The following is a 16,369-nucleotide window of genomic DNA, read 5'->3' as shown; positions in this document are numbered from 1 at the left end:
GTGACCGGCCAGGCCATCAAGGAATAGTCCATGCGTAGTATTGAACAGATCATTGCTGAAGAACTCTCCTGTCAGGAGCGGCAAGTCCACGCTGCCGTCGCCCTGCTCGACGAAGGTGCCACCGTCCCCTTTATTGCCCGTTACCGGAAAGAAGTCACCGGCGGCCTGGACGACACCCAGCTGCGGAATCTGGAAGAACGCCTGCGCTACCTGCGAGAGATGGAAGAGCGACGCGACGCCATCCTCAAGAGCATCGCCGAGCAGGACAAGCTCACCCCGGAACTGGAAAAGGCCATCAAGGCAGCCGACACCAAGACACGCCTGGAAGACCTTTACCTGCCCTACAAGCCCAAGCGCCGCACCCGCGCCCAGATTGCCCGCGAGGCCGGCCTGGAACCCCTGGCCGACACCCTGCTGGACGATCCCACCCAAGAGCCCGAGGCGCTGGCCGCTGGCTACCTGAATGAAGAGCACAAGATCGCCACCGCCAAGGATGCCCTGGACGGCGCCAAGCAGATCCTCATGGAGCGTTTCGCCGAAAACGCCGAGCTACTGACCCGCCTGCGTACCTACCTCTGGGACAAGGCACAGATTCAGTCCAAGCTGGCAGATGGCAAAGAGAAGGACGGCGCCAAATTCAGCGACTACTTCGATCACAGCGAAGCCCTGAAGGATATCCCCAGCCACCGGGCCCTGGCCCTGTTCCGTGGCCGCAACGAGAGCATCCTGCATGTCTCCATGGTGCTGCCAGAAGAGCTGGAAACGGCCGTCCCTCATCCCTGTGAAGCCATGGTCACCGCCGTATCCGGCTGGAGCCATCAAGGCCGCGCCGCCGATGACTGGCTCAAGGAAGTGATGCGCTGGACCTGGAAGATCAAGCTCAACACCCACCTGGAAACCGAACTGCTGGGCCGCGTACGCGAGCTCGGTGAAGAAGAAGCCATACAGGTCTTCGCCCGTAACCTGAAGAGCCTGCTGATGGCTTCCCCCGCCGGCCCCAAATGCACCATGGGTCTCGATCCCGGCCTGCGTACCGGGGTCAAAGTCGTGGTTGTGGACGCCACCGGCAAACTGCTGGAACACACCACCATCTTCCCGCACCAGCCAAAAAACCAGTGGGACCAGTCCCTGTCAGTACTCGCGGCCCTGTGCCTGAAGCACAAGGTGGAACTGATCGCCGTGGGCAACGGCACCGCCAGCCGCGAAACCGACAAACTGGCCGGTGAAGTGGTCAAGGCCAGCAAGGGCAACATCCAGAAGATCATGGTCTCCGAAGCCGGCGCCTCGGTGTACTCTGCTTCAGAAACCGCGGCCCGCGAATTCCCCGATCTGGACGTATCCTTCCGCGGCGCAGTCTCCATCGCCCGCCGTCTGCAAGACCCGCTGGCCGAGCTGGTGAAAATCGACCCGAAAGCCATCGGGGTGGGCCAGTACCAGCACGACGTCAGCCAGGTCAAACTGTCCCGCTCGCTGGACGCCGTGGTGGAAGACTGTGTGAACTCGGTGGGGGTAGACGTGAACACTGCCAGCGCCCCGCTGCTGGCACGCATTGCCGGCCTGAATGCCACCATTGCCGGCAACATCGTCTCCTACCGGGAAAAGAACGGCGCCTTTGGCTCCCGTGTCGATCTGAAACAGGTACCGCGTCTGGGCGACAAGACCTTTGAACAAGCCGCCGGCTTCCTGCGCATCATGGACGGCGCAAACCCGCTGGATGGCTCTTCCGTTCACCCGGAAGCCTACCCGGTGGTCGAAAAGATCGCCGAAAAACATGGCCGCCCGCTGAAGGAACTGATCGGCGATGCGCCCTTCCTGAAGAAGGTCAACGCAGTGGATTTTACCGACGACAATTTCGGGCTGCCCACCGTGACCGACATCCTCAGCGAGCTGGAAAAACCCGGCCGCGACCCGCGCCCGGAATTCAAGGCAGCGGTCTTCAAGGAAGGGGTCGAAACCCTCAAGGACCTGAAGCCATCCATGATTCTGGAAGGCACGGTAACCAACGTGACCAACTTCGGCGCCTTTGTCGATATCGGTGTTCATCAGGATGGTCTGGTGCACGTGTCGGCCCTGTCCGACAAGTTCGTGGAGGATCCCCACGATGTGGTGAAGCCCGGCGACATCGTCAAGGTCAAGGTGATGGACGTGGACCTGGATCGCAAACGCATCAGCCTGACCATGCGCATGGACGACCAGCCCGCCGAAAAAGGGGCCACCCCTGCACGCAATGGCGGCGCCCCCCGCAAAGGCAACAATGGCCCCCGTGGCCAGCGCCAGGGCGGTAACCGCGGCCAGGGCAACCCGCAGGGCAACAAGGGCACCGGCTCCTTTGGCCAGCTGCTCGCCAATGCCATGGCCGAAAAGAAGGGAAAATAGTCCCGCCAACCGCTGGTGATTGTCGCCCTGACCATGCATGGTAGGGCCACAATCCCGTAGGCAGGGGCCCAATGCGCCCCGTGCCACCCGGATATCGAGAACGGAACTGCCTGTTATGGCCAAACTTGAACAACGTATCCGAGCCCTGCTGGATTCCGATGCCGCCGCCACCCTGGCCGGCATTCGTCGCGGCATCGAAAAGGAAAGCCTGCGCATTACCACCGATGGCACCCTTGCCCAGACTCCTCACCCACAGGCGCTGGGCTCCGCCCTGACCCACCCCTACATCACCACCGACTACTCGGAAGCCCTGCTGGAGTTCATCACCCCAGCCACCACCGAGCTGCACAAACCGCTGGAGTTCCTGGAACAACTCCACCGCTATGTGTACAGCCACATCGGTGACGAAGTGCTGTGGGTCAATTCCATGCCTTGCATGATCAGCAAGGACAATGATGTGCCGGTGGCGCAATACGGCAGCTCCAATGTGGGTCGCATGAAGACCGTCTACCGTGAAGGGCTTGGCCACCGTTATGGCCGCAAGATGCAAACCATCGCCGGCATCCACTACAACTTTTCCTACCCGGAAGAGTTCTGGAAACTGAACCAGGTACTGGAAGGCGACAGCGCACCATTGCAGGAGTACATCTCGCGACGCTACTTCGATCTGACCCGCAATTTCCAGCGTTACTCTTGGCTACTGGTCTACCTGTTCGGCGCTTCACCGGCACTGTGCAAGTCGTTTCTGGCCGGTCGCGAGCACCAGCTCGACACCTTCGACCACACCCTGTTCAAGCCCCATGCCACCAGCCTGCGGATGAGCGATCTGGGCTACCAGAACAATGCCCAGTCCTCCCTGGCCATCAGCTACAACAACCTCGATGAGTATGTGCAATCACTGACCCATGCCATCAAGACACCTGAGCCCGCCTACGAGAAAATCGGCGTGCTGGATGCCGCAGGCCAGTACCAGCAGCTCAATGCCAACATCCTGCAGATCGAAAACGAGTACTACTCCTCGATTCGCCCCAAGCGCACCATCAACAAGGGCGAGCGCCCTACCACTGCCCTGCAGAAACGCGGCGTTGAATACATTGAAATCCGTGCGCTGGATCTGAACCCGTTCGAGCCGGTGGGCATCAATCAGCAGGAGATCCGTTTTCTTGATCTGTTCGCCACCTACTGCCTGTTGCGCGAATCGCCCCTTCTGGAGAAGTGCGACCTCAACGCCAGCAAGGACAACCTTCGCCAGGTGGTCTACAACGGCCGCGATACCTCTATTGCCCTGAACAACTGGGGCAAATCCATCTCCTTCGAGGAATGGGCCAGCGAAAAACTGGAACAGATGCAGCCTATCGCTGAGCTGTTTGATCGCGCCCACGGCGGCAACAACTACGCCAATGCTCTGGCCCGCCAGCAGGAAAAAGTCCGCACCCCGGATGCCACACCCTCTGCCCAGATCATGGAAAAACTGGAATCCCGTGAGCAAAGCTTCTTCCAGTTCGCCATGAACCAGGCCCTGGCCCACCGCGACCACTTCCTGTCCCGCCAGCGTTGTGACGACACCAACACGCGCCTGGAAACCCTGGCCGCGCAAAGTCTTACCGAACAGAAGGCATGGGAAGCGGTGAACGAGCCGCCTTTCGCCGACTATCTGGCGGATTACTTCCGCTAAATCATCCTGGCCCGCATACCACAGAGGGCACAGTGGTCACCAAGGAAAACCTGTCTCAGGTCGCCTCTGCGGACTCTGTGCCCCCCTGTGGTGAAACGCCTTTCCCCCAAGGAAGCGGCAAGCGGACAAAAGGTACAAACCGTTGCACGACTGCGCACTTTTTCAACAAAAATGCGCACTCTATCCCTATGCAATTTGCACCACAGTGCTAGGGTACTTCTGAATAACGTCTTGCACGCTTCAGGCCGCGCCCCTTGGCTGTTCCAGCCTGAGCACACAAGGCGTTATGCAGAGGCACCCCTGTCTCACAGGAATCAACCGGGAGAATGGCATGACCCCGAATCGGGAGCAGTGCGAGAAAGCCTATAATCAGGGCTGCATGTGGGGCATGGGCGGCGGCGACAGTAATCGTTGCCCCTATAGTGCAGACGAACCACTGGCCGAATGGTGGTTTCAGGGCTGGGAAGCCGGCATTGATGCCTGGCACGACCGCAACCTGAAAAACCAGCAGGCACAACAGGCCTGATCCAGACCGACCTCCCCTTTTCTTACCCAGCTTCAGGCGGGCAGACACCCGACGCTGACGCCCGGGAGGAACCTTACCCTCTGCCACCGGTCTGACCCCTGTGGTCGCTCCACCCTTGCCGCCACAGGTGCTTTTGCCTACCCTTCCGCCACCCCTGTTCGATAGAGCTTGCCATGTCTGCTGTGATTCCTGCTCCTCGTCTGCTGAATTTCCTTGCCCTTCTGGGCTGTATTGCCGCCATGGCAGGTGCCTTGTACCTGCAACATGTAGACGGCCTCGAACCCTGCCCGCTGTGCATTTTCCAGCGTGTTGGCGTCATGGCCGCCGCCCTGGTGTTGCTGGTTGCCTCGCTGCATGGCCCCAAACGCATCGGGGTACGCCTCTACGGGCTGCTGACTGCCCTCGCGGCCATCGGCGGTGGCGCAGTGGCCATTCGTCATATCTGGCTGCAAAGCCTGCCTGCAGATGAAGTCCCTGCCTGTGGGCCGGGCCTGGAATACATGATGGATGTATTCCCAATGCAGAACGTGATCCAGCAAGTACTGGCCGGGTCCGGGGAATGTGCCGAGATGGACTGGGCCTTCATGGGGCTAAGCCTGCCGGCCTGGTCACTGGTGGTCTTCTCCGGCTTGCTGCTGCTTGCCCTGATCCAGATTTTCCGCCCGCTGCCGCGTTGATCTGCCAATGATCGATGGCCTGCTGATCCTGCTGTTCTTCCAGTTTCTGGGAGAAATCCTGATTCGCCTGACCGGCATCCCCCTGCCCGCCTCCGTCGTGGGCATGGTGCTGTTGCTGGTCGCATTGCTGCTCAATACCCCCTTCACCCAGCGGGTCGCCCCCGCGGCCGGCGCCCTGATCAAGCACATCAGTCTGCTGATCTTCCCTCTGGGGGTTGGTATTGTGCTGCAGTGGCACCGCTACGAAGACTACGCTGTGGCTCTGGCCGTGGCCGTGGTGATTGGCACCATCCTCAGCATGCTGCTGGTGACCCTGATGCTGAAAAAGCTCATGAGCAAGGCCGGAGAGCCCCATGAGCCCTGAACTGGATAACCTGGCGGCACTGGCGCATACCCCACTGTTCGGGATCCTGCTGACGCTGGCCAGCTACCGGTTCGCCTTGTGGGTCTATGGCAAGAGCAACAGCCTGCCAGTGTTTCACCCGTTCCTGGTGGCCTCTATCCCGGTCATTATCGTGCTCCCTCTGGTTGGGGTGGATTATGAGGAATACCGCGATCAAACCCGCCTGATCGCGTTCCTGCTGGGTCCGGCCACCGTGGCCCTGGCCTGGCCTCTGTACCGTCAGCTGCACGCCGTTCGCAGCGTGCTGACCCCCATCGTGGTGGCTACCCTGATAGGTGCCGCCATTTCCGCTGCCATTGCCGTCGGTCTGGCCTGGTGGCTGGGCGCACCGGCAGAAGTGGTGGGCTCGCTGGCGCCAAAATCGATCACCACCCCCATCGCGGTAGAAGTGGTCAAATCCACCGGAGGATATGTCTCACTGGCAGCCGGCGCGGTGGCCATCACCGGGATTGTGGGCGCGCTGACCGCCGGCCCGATCTTCCGGCTGCTAAAAGTAAACGACCAACGCATCAAGGGCTTTGCTCTCGGGCTGGTGGCGCACGCCATCGGCACCGCCCGCGCCTTTGAATACGGCGAAAAAGCCGGCGCCTTTGCCGGCCTTGCCCTGGGCCTGTGCGGCCTGGTCACCGCCATGGCTTTACCCTGGATATGGCCCTGGGTTGCCCAGTGGCTGGGCCAGTAATCTGCCCCCCGTCCTTCTTCACCCCTCTGCGGGCGACACACAGTGTGATGCCGGCGGCACAAAAAGGGCCGCCGTTATGACAAATCCGTCTTTATCAGCAAGCCATTGAGCCCGCAACGCTTTTACCGTTCATCCCGACATCGGCCCCGGCGCGCCCCATTCTGGCCCTTGCACCGGAGTTTGCCTCCGTCCTAGTCTCGATAGCCCCACGACAAAATTCGCGCAGCCATTGACTAGGGAGGGAACACAATGGCGAGGTCATCTTCTTCTGACGCAATGGTTCAATGGCATCGTATCGAAGCTCTGGTGAAAGCGTGGCTGGACGAACGCCAACAATTGATCGTGCTGCTTTGTGCGCTGCAGGGCATCCGTGGCCTGTCCCGTTCAGACATGCCTCGCCAACAACAATTGCAGCACTTTTGTGAGTTGCTGATGGACTACATCAGCGCAGGCTATTTCGAGGTATATCGCGAGTTGGTCAACGAGGCCCGCCATTTCCATCGCGAAAACCCGGGGTTGACCCACCAGATTCTTCGCCAGCTGGACAGCTCCACCGACGAAGCCCTGGCTTTTAACGCGGATTTTGAAAACCCGGACACCTGCGCCACGCTGAAAGCAGAACTACCGCAGCGCATCAGCCGCCTGATGGAGACCCTGGAGGAACGTTTTTCCCTGGAAGACCAGTTGATACTGAGCATCCACCAGCAGGAACCGCCTCTCAAGCAGGCGATGCACTAGGCGCGCACAAAAATAATCCCGGCATGAAAAAGGGCGCCCGAAGGCGCCCTTTTTCAGCAAGAAAACCTGCGGCACTTATTCGCCGGCAACGTCTTCACCGCCTTTCACGTCCAGCAGCTCAATCTCGAAGATCAGCACCTGGTTCGGACCGATGTCACCACCGGCTCCTTGCTCACCGTAACCCAGCGCCGGCGGCACAACGATCTTCCACTTGTCGCCTTCCTTCATCATCGGCAGCGCTTCCTGCCAGCCCTTGATGATGTGCTGCAGACCAAAGGTGGCCGGCTGGCCGCGATCAACAGAACTGTCGAACACCGTGCCATCGGGCAGGGTACCGTGGTAATGCACTTCCACGGTGTCTTCCAGGGTAGGGGACGCAGCGCCTTCTTCACCGGAAGCCAGCACTTCATACTGCAGGCCACTGTCGGTGGTCGTCACACCTTCACGGGCACCGTTCTCTTTCAGGAAGGTCTCGCTGGCCTCCAGATTTGCGCCCGCTTTCTCTTCCATCTTCTTCTGCTCGGCGGCAATCATGCGGCCCTGGAAATCACGAATCAGCTGATCCAGATCTTCCTCACCCAAACGGGACTCGCCACCTTCCTTGAAACCATCGCGCAAGCCGGCAACCATGGCATCCAGGTCCAGATTCTCCAGGCTTCGCATCTGTTCCGCACTGCGGAAACCCAGTGCATAGGATGCTTTCTGGTCGTCAGTCTTGATTTCGGCCTTGTCCTGACCACAGGCGACCAGCAGTACAGAGCCTGCCAGTACGATTCCCAATTTCTTCATTCTGCCTCCAATTGGCCTACTGTTGTTGTGTCTGTTCCAATCCCTTGCCACCGCGCATCTCTTCAGCGCTGATGGTCTTCGGATCTTTTACGGTAACCGCTTCGGCATGCACCCCCGGTGGCGGAATCTGGCCATACTGCCAGTTTCCCTCCGGGTCACGCCAGCGGTACAGCTCGGTTTCCCCGGATTGTCCAATCCAGGGCGATAGCCCATTGCCAAACATCCGATCAGGTTGCTGCCAGTTCTCCTGCACGTGCTGCCAGTTAAGCAGCGGCTTGCCACCCCCAAGCGGAATGGTGAACAAGGCTGCCAGCAGCGCAGCGATCAATGCAACAATGATGAGAAAATAACGCATCCCGATTTCCTTCCCATTTATGACAGCGAAATCGCTCAAGGTTCCCTGCAGCAATGCCCCGAGGCACAACAATTTACACCACTTTTCAGTCAGATGCGGTAGTGTGACAAATGTGAGGGGATTCACTGTTTTCCGGGATGCCAGTCGCCCGGAACGCAAGGACGGGTACAATCATACGAAAATCTTGGCACTCAACCGCATGAATAGCGCACATAACAGCCCGGTAACCACGGTCAAACGCACCGTTATACTGGTTGCCAATAGCAAGGGCGGCTGCGGAAAAACCACTATTGCCACTAATTTGGTCAGCTATTACGAAGCACTCGGCCGTCCGGTGACCCTGCTTGATCTCGATCCCCAGCAATCGGCGACTCAATGGCTGAAACTGCGCAAGAGCGCCCATATTCATGGCCTGTCGTGGCCGGTGTCGGAGCCGCTGTCTCTGGGCCGCCTGCAACAAAAGCTGGATCAGGCCGGTGAACTGGTCGTCATCGATTCTCCTGCGGGGCTGGACCCCCATGAACTCGACCACTTGCTGCGGCTGTCGCAGATCGTGTTGGTACCAGTGCTGCCCAGCCCCATCGACATTCGTGCCACTACCCGCTTTCTTCAGACCGTCATGCTGACCCCGACCTATCGCCGTCGGCCACGCCGGCTGGCCGTAGTCGCCAACCGGGCACGTACCCGTACCAAGATGTATGCTGCGCTGCGTCAGTTCCTGACCAGCCTCAAGATTCCGTATCTGGTGACCCTCCGGGACACACAGCTTTATGTGCAAGCCATGAGCCATGGCGAAGGCGTCATGGATGCTGCAGTGTCCCGTAATCTTGATGATCGCCAGCACTGGCGCCTGATTGGCGAATGGCTGGAAGTTCAGCGTCATCTTATTCAGGCCATGCCGGGGTTTCGGTAGTTGAGTTGAAAGTTCAACGTTTAAAAGCGCGAGCAGGCCATCGCGCTATCTGGCATAGACTAGAGCCGCGCCATGCCCCCTGGCAATTGAGTGCGCGGACGTTGCTGGTTGTTTGTAGCGCTGCGGCACGGCACCCGTGTGGAATGTTTGGTTCACGCTTTTGGACCTTCAACTTTGAACTTTCAACTGCGCTCTGCCAGGTCCCGCATGGCGCCGGTCAATTTGCTCAGGTCTGCCGGTTCGATGACAAACGGGGGCATGATGTAGACCAGTTTGCCGAACGGGCGAATCCATACCCCCTGCTCCACAAACTGTTGCTGCACCTGTTCCATGGCCACTGGCTCTTGCATCTCCATCACACCGATGGCCCCCAGCACCCGTGTGTCTGCCACACTGTCCAGCGCCTTCAGAGGCAGCAGCTCCTGTTTTAGCTGCTGCTCAATGGCGGCCACTTTCTGCTGCCAGTCGGAATCCAGCAGCAACTGGATGCTGGCGTTGGCCACCGCACAGGCCAGTGGGTTGCCCATGAAAGTAGGGCCATGCATCAACACGCCCGCCTCACCATCGCAAATACCCGCGGCCACACGGTCGGTGCACAACGTTGCGGCCAGGGTCATGTAGCCCCCAGTGATCGCCTTGCCCAGGCAGAGGATATCGGGGCACACATCCGCGTGATCCATGGCAAACAGCTTGCCGGTACGGCCAAACCCGGTGGCGATTTCATCGAAAATCAGCAGCACGCCGAATTCATCACACAGTGCACGCACGGCCTTCAGATAACCGGGGTGGTAAATGCGCATGCCGCCGGCACCCTGTACCACCGGTTCCAAAATAATGGCTGCAATCTCACCACTGTGTTGTTCCAGCACGGAGCGCACTGCGGCCACATCCTCTTCCTGCAACGGGCCCTCGAACGCGCTCTGTGGGGCGGGAGCGAAGTGGTGTTTTGCCAGCACACCACTGAACAGGGAATGCATGCCATTGACCGGATCACAGGTAGCCATGGCCCCAAAGGTATCGCCGTGATAGCCGTTACGCAGCGCCAGCAACTTGTCCTTGCCGGTTTGCCCCTGGCTCAGCCAGAACTGCAACGCCATCTTGATGGCAACCTCAACCGACACAGAACCACTGTCTGCCAGAAAGACCTTTTGCAAAGGCGCAGGGGTGAGCGCCACCAAGGTCTTACCGAGCTCGACGGCAGGCTCATGGGTCAGACCACCAAACATGACATGGGCCATGCGATCGATCTGGTCTTTGGCAGCCTGGTTAAGCACCGGGTGGTTGTAGCCATGCACCGCCGCCCACCAGGACGACATGCCATCCACCAGCTCACGACCATCTTCCAGCGTCAGCCGTACCCCGCGAGCACTGGCCACCGGAAAGGTGGGCAGCGGTTTGGAGGTAGAGGTGTAGGGGTGCCAGAGATGATCGCGGTCAAAGTCGAGGTCGATGGTCATGATGCAGTCCGGTGAAACTCAAGGGAAAAGAAGAATGGCAGGGGCCAGTGGAAAGTTCAAAGTTGAACTTTCAATTCAACCAGCACGTTCAACGCATCCTGCAGCCCCTCACATTGCGCCAGTTCCGGCACCAGCACCAACATCCACGCCATCGGGTCTACCTGCCCCCCCGCCGGCAGCAGGTTATCGCACAGGGACGGCAAGGTAGTGAGCAGCCAGCGCTCACCTTCCAGTTCTACCTGCTGCAGCTGGCGTTTGAATTCAGGCAGACGGACATCCTTACCGGCCTTTCGCCGCACCGCGCGCAACGGCCGTAGATAGTCGACTTCGAACTGCTCCGCCACCTCCGCCACGCGCCGCCCTACCATCGCATCCGGCTGCTTGCCGGAGGCCGCCAGCCACAGCCCGCACAATAACAACGACACCGGCACCTGGTAGGTATCCTGCAACGTCAGGCAAGCCTGCTCAAACGCCTTGTCCTGCCACCGTCCCAGCGCGTAGCGCCAAAGATCCTGTTTCACGGTATCGTCCACGGTTCCCCCATCCGATTGGCTGGCTTACACTGCGCCGGTTTCTCATTATTGACGGACCCACCATGCTTTCTCTGGAACAGATCAACCTGCGCCGCGGCCCGGACCTCCTGCTGGAGGAGGCCAGTTTTGTGCTGCACAAAGGCTGGCGCGTGGGGCTGGTGGGCCGCAACGGTACCGGCAAGAGTTCGCTGTTCAAGCTTATCATGGGCGAACTGGAGAGCGACGGCGGCAACCTGAATTGTCCCAATGACTGGCGTCTGGCCATGATGGCCCAGGAAGTGCCGGCCCTGGCACAGCCTGCCGTGGACTATGTGCTGGACGGACACAAGGCCCTGCGCCGCGCAGAGCACAAACTGGCCGACGCAGAAAGCGCCGGTGACAATCACGCCATTGCCGTCGCCCATGGCGAACTGGAAGCCCTGCACGCCTGGCAACAACCCGCCCGCGCGGCCACCTTGTTAGCCGGCCTGGGATTCAGCGAAACCCAGCAGCGCCAGCCTGTCTCCAGCTTTTCCGGTGGCTGGCGCATGCGCCTGAATCTGGCCCAGGTGCTGATGAGCGACGCCGACCTGCTGCTGCTGGATGAGCCCACCAACCACCTGGATCTGGATGCCATCCTGTGGCTGCAAAGCTACCTGATCCAGCAACCCGGGGCGTTGCTGGTGATCTCCCACGACCGTGCCTTTCTGGATGCCACGGTAAACCAGATCCTGCATATCGAACGGCAAAAACTGCATCACTACAGTGGCGGCTACTCCGACTTCGAACGCCAGCGCGCCGAGCAACTGGCGCTGCAACAAAAAATGCACGACAAGCAGCAGGCCCAGGTGGCCCACCTGCAAACCTTCATCCGCCGTTTCAAGGCCAAGGCCAGCAAGGCCAAGCAGGCCCAGAGCCGGGTGAAGGCGCTGGAAAAGCTCGAACTGATCGCCCCGGCCCATGTGGATTCCGGTTTCAGCTTTGACTTCCATATGCCGGAAAAGCTGCCTAACCCCATGGAAAACCTGGAACAGGTGCAATGCGGTTACCGCAACAATGAGGGTGACGTGGCCATCCTCAGCCAGGTCAGCCTGAGCCTGCGTCCCGAGTCCCGGCTGGGACTGCTGGGCCCCAACGGCGCGGGCAAATCCACCCTCATCCGCACGCTCGTCGGCGAGCTGCCGCCCCTGGCCGGGCGCTTTGAAAAAGACCGGGACCTTGCCGTAGGCTACTTTCACCAACAACAGGTCGACCGGCTGGATCACAGCGACACGCCTTACCAGATGCTGTCCCGTTTTTATCCCAAATGGAGCGAATCGCAACTGCGTAGCGAACTGGGCCGCTTCGGATTCCATGGCGATGATGTCTTTGCCCCGGTGGGCCGCTTCTCGGGCGGGGAAAAATCCCGCCTGGCACTGGCCATGATCGTGCAGGAAAAACCCGCCCTGCTGGTTCTGGACGAACCGGCCAACCATCTTGACCTGGACATGCGCGAGGCCCTCACCCTCGCCTTGCAGGCCTTCGAAGGTGCTGTGGTCATGGTGTCCCACGATCGCCACCTTCTGGAAACCACGGTGGACGAATTCTGGCTGGTGGCCAACGGCGAGGTTCGCCGCTTCGATGGCGACCTGGATGACTACGCTCGCTGGCTGCAACAAAACCGCAAGGACGGCAAACCGGCACGGGAAGAAAAAGCCGATGACGGCATGGATGCCAAGGCCCGTCGTCAACTGGCCGCCCAAAAGCGTGAACAACTGCGACCGCTGAAAAAGCAGGTAGAAAAGCTGGAAAAACAACTGGCCGACTGTGAAAGCCAACTGGAAAAGACCGAAGCGTCTCTGGGCGATGAATCACTCTACACCGACGATAGCCGTAAAAACGAAATGAACGGCTTGCTGGGAGATCAAGCGCGCCTCAAGAAACAGCATGACGAGCTGGAGGGAGCCCTGCTGGAAGCCATGGAAGCGCTGGAAGAGGCCGAAAGCTCGCTGGAGTAGCAATGACCGCCGGCCGCACGCCCTCTTCGCTTACTGTTGTTGCTACCGTTGCGGTCACCTCAGAAATCTACCAGCTGAGCGTGATAGAGAACCGGGCCGGTGGGTTGCCCGGTAGGCGACCCTCCCTTGGGCTCAAGACTGATGGCAAGCGATCGGCTCTCCAGCAATTCTCGCGCCTGCTCGTTGCTCAACTGAATACGTAATTCGGCTCCTTCCGTCGGTAACACCGTCAAGGAAACGGGCACGCCTGACCCTGACAGCAGCCACAGTTCAAAATCCTGCCCCGTATTGGTAGCCACCGACGGCAAGGCCTTCATGGTCAAGCTGTGATCCGCCGTGGACGCATTCATCACCCAGAGCGGTAGAGCCTGTTCCGACTGAACCACCGCCACCACCCCCTGTGTGGATTGCGATGGCAAAGGAGTCCATATCAGTACAACCAGCAAAGCCGCCATGGCGAGCCCTGCACTCCAGCGCCAGAACCACAGCCCCTGCCTGTGCCTGTGCCCTGCGCTGGCATTGGATGCTTGCGGCTCCGGGAACAACCGTTGCTCTATCTGATCCCACAGCTGCGCAGGAGGTGCCGTTTTGGGCAAAGTGTTATTGAACGGTTCAAGCCTTCGCTCCCAATACCACACCTGACGACGCAAGCGCGGTGATTCCATCATCCAGTGCTCGAATCGCTTGCGTGCAGCACCCTGCAATGTCCCCACCACATATTCAGAAGCAAGCGCCTGGTTACGCTCAAAATGATCAGGCCTCATGAACCGAGACACCGTCTCAACACTAACAGGCCACGACGGACAAGACTCTTGGTCGTTCCCAAGGGCTGGCCCATGGCCATTGCCAGCTCCTGGTGTGTGAACCCACGGTAGTAAGCCATCTCGATGGTAGAGCGATAGCGCTCATCAAGATCCTTGAGGCAATCACTCAGACGCTGACGCTCAGACTGGGCGTCTGCCATTTGCATAGGCCCCGGCGCGTCGCTCTCCTGGATGGACTCCACCGGCTGGAAATCCACGTGATGCCGCCTGCGCCTCAGGGCGTCGAGACAACGATAACGGCCAATAGACATCATCCAGGTAATCGGAGTACCACGGTCTGCGTGGTATTCACCCGCGTGATGCCATACCTGAATGTAGGTTTCCTGCAACACGTCCTGAGCCTCATCGGTATTGCGCAGCAAGTGCACGCACATGCCATAAATCGCCGCACTGGTTTGCTGATAAAGACTGGCGAACGATTGCCGGTCGCCCTGTGCGGACTTCGCCAGCAAAGTCACTAGCCGTTGATTGTCGCAATCCATAACCGGGGCCTGAGTTGGTGTGAACAGGCCCAGTCATGACAGTAAAGATGTTAGTAGTACGTGAATGTCGACGGATTGGATGCATAAAAAAACAAAATATTTTCTGCATCCGTAACGCCGTGTCGGGCGTAACTCCCTTCACAACGAATACAAAGGGAGATCCACCATGCAATGCCGCAGTCTTCTCATCCCCGCTGCCTCTACCTTGGCCATGGTGCTGGCGAGCACCAGCGCCCTGGCATCCAGTCATCGGGAAGCGCCTTTCATTACCGGCATGCCCAAAGTTGATGGCACCGATTTCTACATGTTCAACAGCTACGAAGCTGATCGCGAGAATTACGTCACCCTGATCGCCAATTATCTGCCGCTGCAAGATGCCTATGGCGGCCCCAACTACTTTTCCTTGGACGACGAGGCCATCTACGAGATTCACATCGACAACACCGGCAATGCCCAGGAAGACATTACCTTCCAATTCCAGTTCAACACCGAACGCAAAAATCTGGCAGTCGATGTTGGAGGCACCAGCGTACCCGTTCCACTGATCAATATTGGCCAGATTACCGCAGGTAACAATAGCGCCCAGAACGTGCTCGAAACCTATACAGTGAAGATGATTACCGGCGATCGTCGCACCGGCACAGTACAAAATCTCACCGATGCCGGCAGCGGTAGTGAGACATTCGACAAGCCCCTGGACAACATCGGCACCAAATCGCTGCCGGACTATGCCACCTATGCCGACAGCTTTATCCACGAGGTTGCCATCCCGGACTGCCCCATGCCGGGCAAAGTATTTGCGGGTCAACGACAGGAAGGCTTTGTGGTGAACCTCGGGGAAGTATTTGATCTGGTTGCGCTCAATCCACTCGGCGACCGCGATTCCCGAAGCAATACCATTGGCGACAAGAACGTCACCAGTCTGGCGTTGGAAGTACCGGCGTCCTGTCTGACCGGCGAAAACAGCGTTATTGGCGGCTGGACTACCGCAAGTGTACGTCAGGCCACCGTCATTAACCCTTCCCCGAAAGGCACAGACACTACCGCCAGTGCGAATGCCAAAGGGCCGGCCGTGAAGGGTGGCGCCTATACACAGGTGTCACGCCTCGGTAATCCGCTGGTCAATGAGGTCGTTATCGGTCTGCAGGACAAGGACCGTTTCAATGCCAGTGAACCGAAAGATGACGGTCAGTTTGCCACCTATGTGACCAATCCGACGCTGCCTGCACTGGTAGAGATCCTGTTTGGTGTCACGGCTCCTGAGACACCACGTAACGATCTGGTCACGGTCTTCCTGACGGGTGTACCCGGCGTTACCCAGCTGCCCATGGTAACGGCCAGTGAAATACTGCGCCTCAACACTGCCATCCCGGCAACTGCAGCAGGCTCCCAGGTGGATTTGGGCGTAGCAGGTGGAGACTTTGCCGGTTTCCCCAATGGTCGCCGGCCCATTGATGATGTAGTCGATATTGCACTCACCGCTGCCGAAGGGTTCCTGTGTGGTGGCGACGTTAATGGCGCAGATCCGGGCGGCGAGATCGGTAGCTGTGGCACACAAAATAGCCAGGTAAATGGTGGCGCTATTGTGAATGACGGAGCGCTTCCGGACCCGAATGCCTATCTCACCACTTTCCCCTACCTGAACACCCCGCTGCCGGGTGCCAACAACGTGGCCATGTAACTGGAGGACATCATGCGTTTTTTTACCATGACCACCGTACTGCTTTCTGCAATGGCGCTGAGCGCCTGCGGCGGTGACGACAATAATGACCGACCGCCACCGCAAGCGAATGCTGCCATTAACTACACGGCGTTCGTCAAGGTGCAGTTGGCCAATACACGAGATGACCGCGACCCGGTCAACATCAACAACCTGCGGCTTGTGGACCGCGACCAGAACAACCCGGAGGCCTACAACAGTGTTCTGGACTCTCCAAACTAAAAAATGGAATCGGGGGGTGTG

The 16,369-nt window shown here is 59.1% G+C and carries 17 protein-coding genes; 11 read left to right on the top strand and 6 right to left on the bottom strand.

Translation table 11 applies throughout. From position 1 onward, the window contains the following. Window positions 1-30 precede the first annotated feature (30 nt). From D4A39_RS14230 to rsd, 7 genes are all read left to right on the top strand, one after another. Window positions 31-2,376, top strand: coding sequence for a Tex family protein (locus D4A39_RS14230; RefSeq protein ID WP_119918445.1), 2,346 nt, complete (start codon window positions 31-33; stop codon window positions 2,374-2,376). Between the two features lie 115 nt (window positions 2,377-2,491). After that, window positions 2,492-4,051 (top strand): glutamate--cysteine ligase, encoded by a 1,560-nt coding sequence (gene gshA, locus D4A39_RS14225; protein WP_022985389.1) that lies wholly within the window; start codon window positions 2,492-2,494, stop codon window positions 4,049-4,051. 331 nt (window positions 4,052-4,382) lie between these two features. Continuing rightward, window positions 4,383-4,577: a ribosome modulation factor gene (rmf, locus tag D4A39_RS14220; protein WP_022985390.1), complete on the top strand. Its 195-nt coding sequence runs from the start codon at window positions 4,383-4,385 to the stop codon at window positions 4,575-4,577. A 173-nt stretch (window positions 4,578-4,750) separates the two neighbouring features. Then, window positions 4,751-5,254 carry a disulfide bond formation protein B gene (locus D4A39_RS14215; RefSeq protein ID WP_022985391.1) on the top strand — a complete coding sequence of 168 codons (504 nt, stop codon included), beginning with the start codon at window positions 4,751-4,753 and terminating at the stop codon, window positions 5,252-5,254. Between the two features lie 7 nt (window positions 5,255-5,261). Next, window positions 5,262-5,618, top strand: coding sequence for a CidA/LrgA family protein (locus tag D4A39_RS14210; protein ID WP_022985392.1), 357 nt, complete (start codon window positions 5,262-5,264; stop codon window positions 5,616-5,618). Further along, window positions 5,608-6,339: an LrgB family protein gene (locus tag D4A39_RS14205; protein ID WP_022985393.1), complete on the top strand. Its 732-nt coding sequence runs from the start codon at window positions 5,608-5,610 to the stop codon at window positions 6,337-6,339. The genes D4A39_RS14210 and D4A39_RS14205 overlap by 11 nt, the downstream gene beginning before the upstream one ends. Before the next feature lie 249 nt (window positions 6,340-6,588). Next, window positions 6,589-7,077 (top strand): sigma D regulator, encoded by a 489-nt coding sequence (gene rsd, locus D4A39_RS14200; RefSeq protein ID WP_119918444.1) that lies wholly within the window; start codon window positions 6,589-6,591, stop codon window positions 7,075-7,077. A 75-nt stretch (window positions 7,078-7,152) separates the two neighbouring features. On the opposite strand, the gene bamJ is transcribed toward rsd, so the two are convergent. Both bamJ and D4A39_RS14190 read right to left on the bottom strand, forming a co-directional pair. Beyond that, window positions 7,153-7,866 (bottom strand): BamJ family beta-barrel-assembly machinery protein, encoded by a 714-nt coding sequence (bamJ, locus tag D4A39_RS14195; RefSeq protein WP_119918443.1) that lies wholly within the window; start codon window positions 7,864-7,866, stop codon window positions 7,153-7,155. 16 nt (window positions 7,867-7,882) lie between these two features. Continuing rightward, a complete protein-coding gene (locus D4A39_RS14190; RefSeq protein WP_022985396.1) occupies window positions 7,883-8,221 on the bottom strand; it encodes a DUF4124 domain-containing protein in 339 nt (112 codons plus the stop codon). Between the two features lie 199 nt (window positions 8,222-8,420). Here D4A39_RS14190 and D4A39_RS14185 point away from each other — a divergent pair, with 199 nt between their 5' ends. Beyond that, complete coding sequence (locus D4A39_RS14185) at window positions 8,421-9,134, top strand: nucleotide-binding protein (RefSeq protein ID WP_035482158.1); 714 nt, start codon at window positions 8,421-8,423, stop codon at window positions 9,132-9,134. A 182-nt stretch (window positions 9,135-9,316) separates the two neighbouring features. On the opposite strand, the gene bioA is transcribed toward D4A39_RS14185, so the two are convergent. Further along, window positions 9,317-10,591, bottom strand: coding sequence for an adenosylmethionine--8-amino-7-oxononanoate transaminase (gene bioA / locus D4A39_RS14180; protein ID WP_119918442.1), 1,275 nt, complete (start codon window positions 10,589-10,591; stop codon window positions 9,317-9,319). A 56-nt stretch (window positions 10,592-10,647) separates the two neighbouring features. Then, window positions 10,648-11,112, bottom strand: a complete 465-nt coding sequence (locus tag D4A39_RS14175) for a TIGR02444 family protein (RefSeq protein ID WP_035482161.1) — start codon at window positions 11,110-11,112, stop codon at window positions 10,648-10,650. A 74-nt stretch (window positions 11,113-11,186) separates the two neighbouring features. On the opposite strand from D4A39_RS14175, the gene D4A39_RS14170 reads away from it, so the two are divergent. After that, entirely contained in the window at window positions 11,187-13,100 is a 1,914-nt protein-coding gene (locus D4A39_RS14170; RefSeq protein ID WP_022985400.1) for an ATP-binding cassette domain-containing protein, read from the top strand. A 59-nt stretch (window positions 13,101-13,159) separates the two neighbouring features. Here D4A39_RS14170 and D4A39_RS14165 read toward each other — a convergent pair whose 3' ends face one another. Together D4A39_RS14165 and D4A39_RS14160 are read right to left on the bottom strand one after the other, a co-directional pair. Continuing rightward, window positions 13,160-13,864 carry an anti-sigma factor gene (locus D4A39_RS14165; RefSeq protein WP_022985401.1) on the bottom strand — a complete coding sequence of 235 codons (705 nt, stop codon included), beginning with the start codon at window positions 13,862-13,864 and terminating at the stop codon, window positions 13,160-13,162. Beyond that, window positions 13,861-14,406, bottom strand: a complete 546-nt coding sequence (locus D4A39_RS14160; RefSeq protein WP_022985402.1) for a sigma-70 family RNA polymerase sigma factor — start codon at window positions 14,404-14,406, stop codon at window positions 13,861-13,863. The genes D4A39_RS14165 and D4A39_RS14160 overlap by 4 nt, the downstream gene beginning before the upstream one ends. A gap of 166 nt (window positions 14,407-14,572) precedes the next feature. On the opposite strand from D4A39_RS14160, the gene D4A39_RS14155 reads away from it, so the two are divergent. Next, window positions 14,573-16,087, top strand: a complete 1,515-nt coding sequence (locus D4A39_RS14155; RefSeq protein ID WP_022985403.1) for a DUF4331 domain-containing protein — start codon at window positions 14,573-14,575, stop codon at window positions 16,085-16,087. Window positions 16,088-16,099: 12 nt separating this feature from the next. Further along, a complete protein-coding gene (locus D4A39_RS17785; protein WP_022985404.1) occupies window positions 16,100-16,348 on the top strand; it encodes a hypothetical protein in 249 nt (82 codons plus the stop codon). Window positions 16,349-16,369: the final 21 nt, after the last annotated feature.

The organism is Alcanivorax profundi (assembly GCF_003597125.1).
Taxonomy (GTDB): domain Bacteria; phylum Pseudomonadota; class Gammaproteobacteria; order Pseudomonadales; family Alcanivoracaceae; genus Alcanivorax; species Alcanivorax profundi.
The sequence above is the reverse complement of the archived record's forward strand: the minus strand, read 5'-3'. Positions and strand labels throughout refer to the sequence as shown.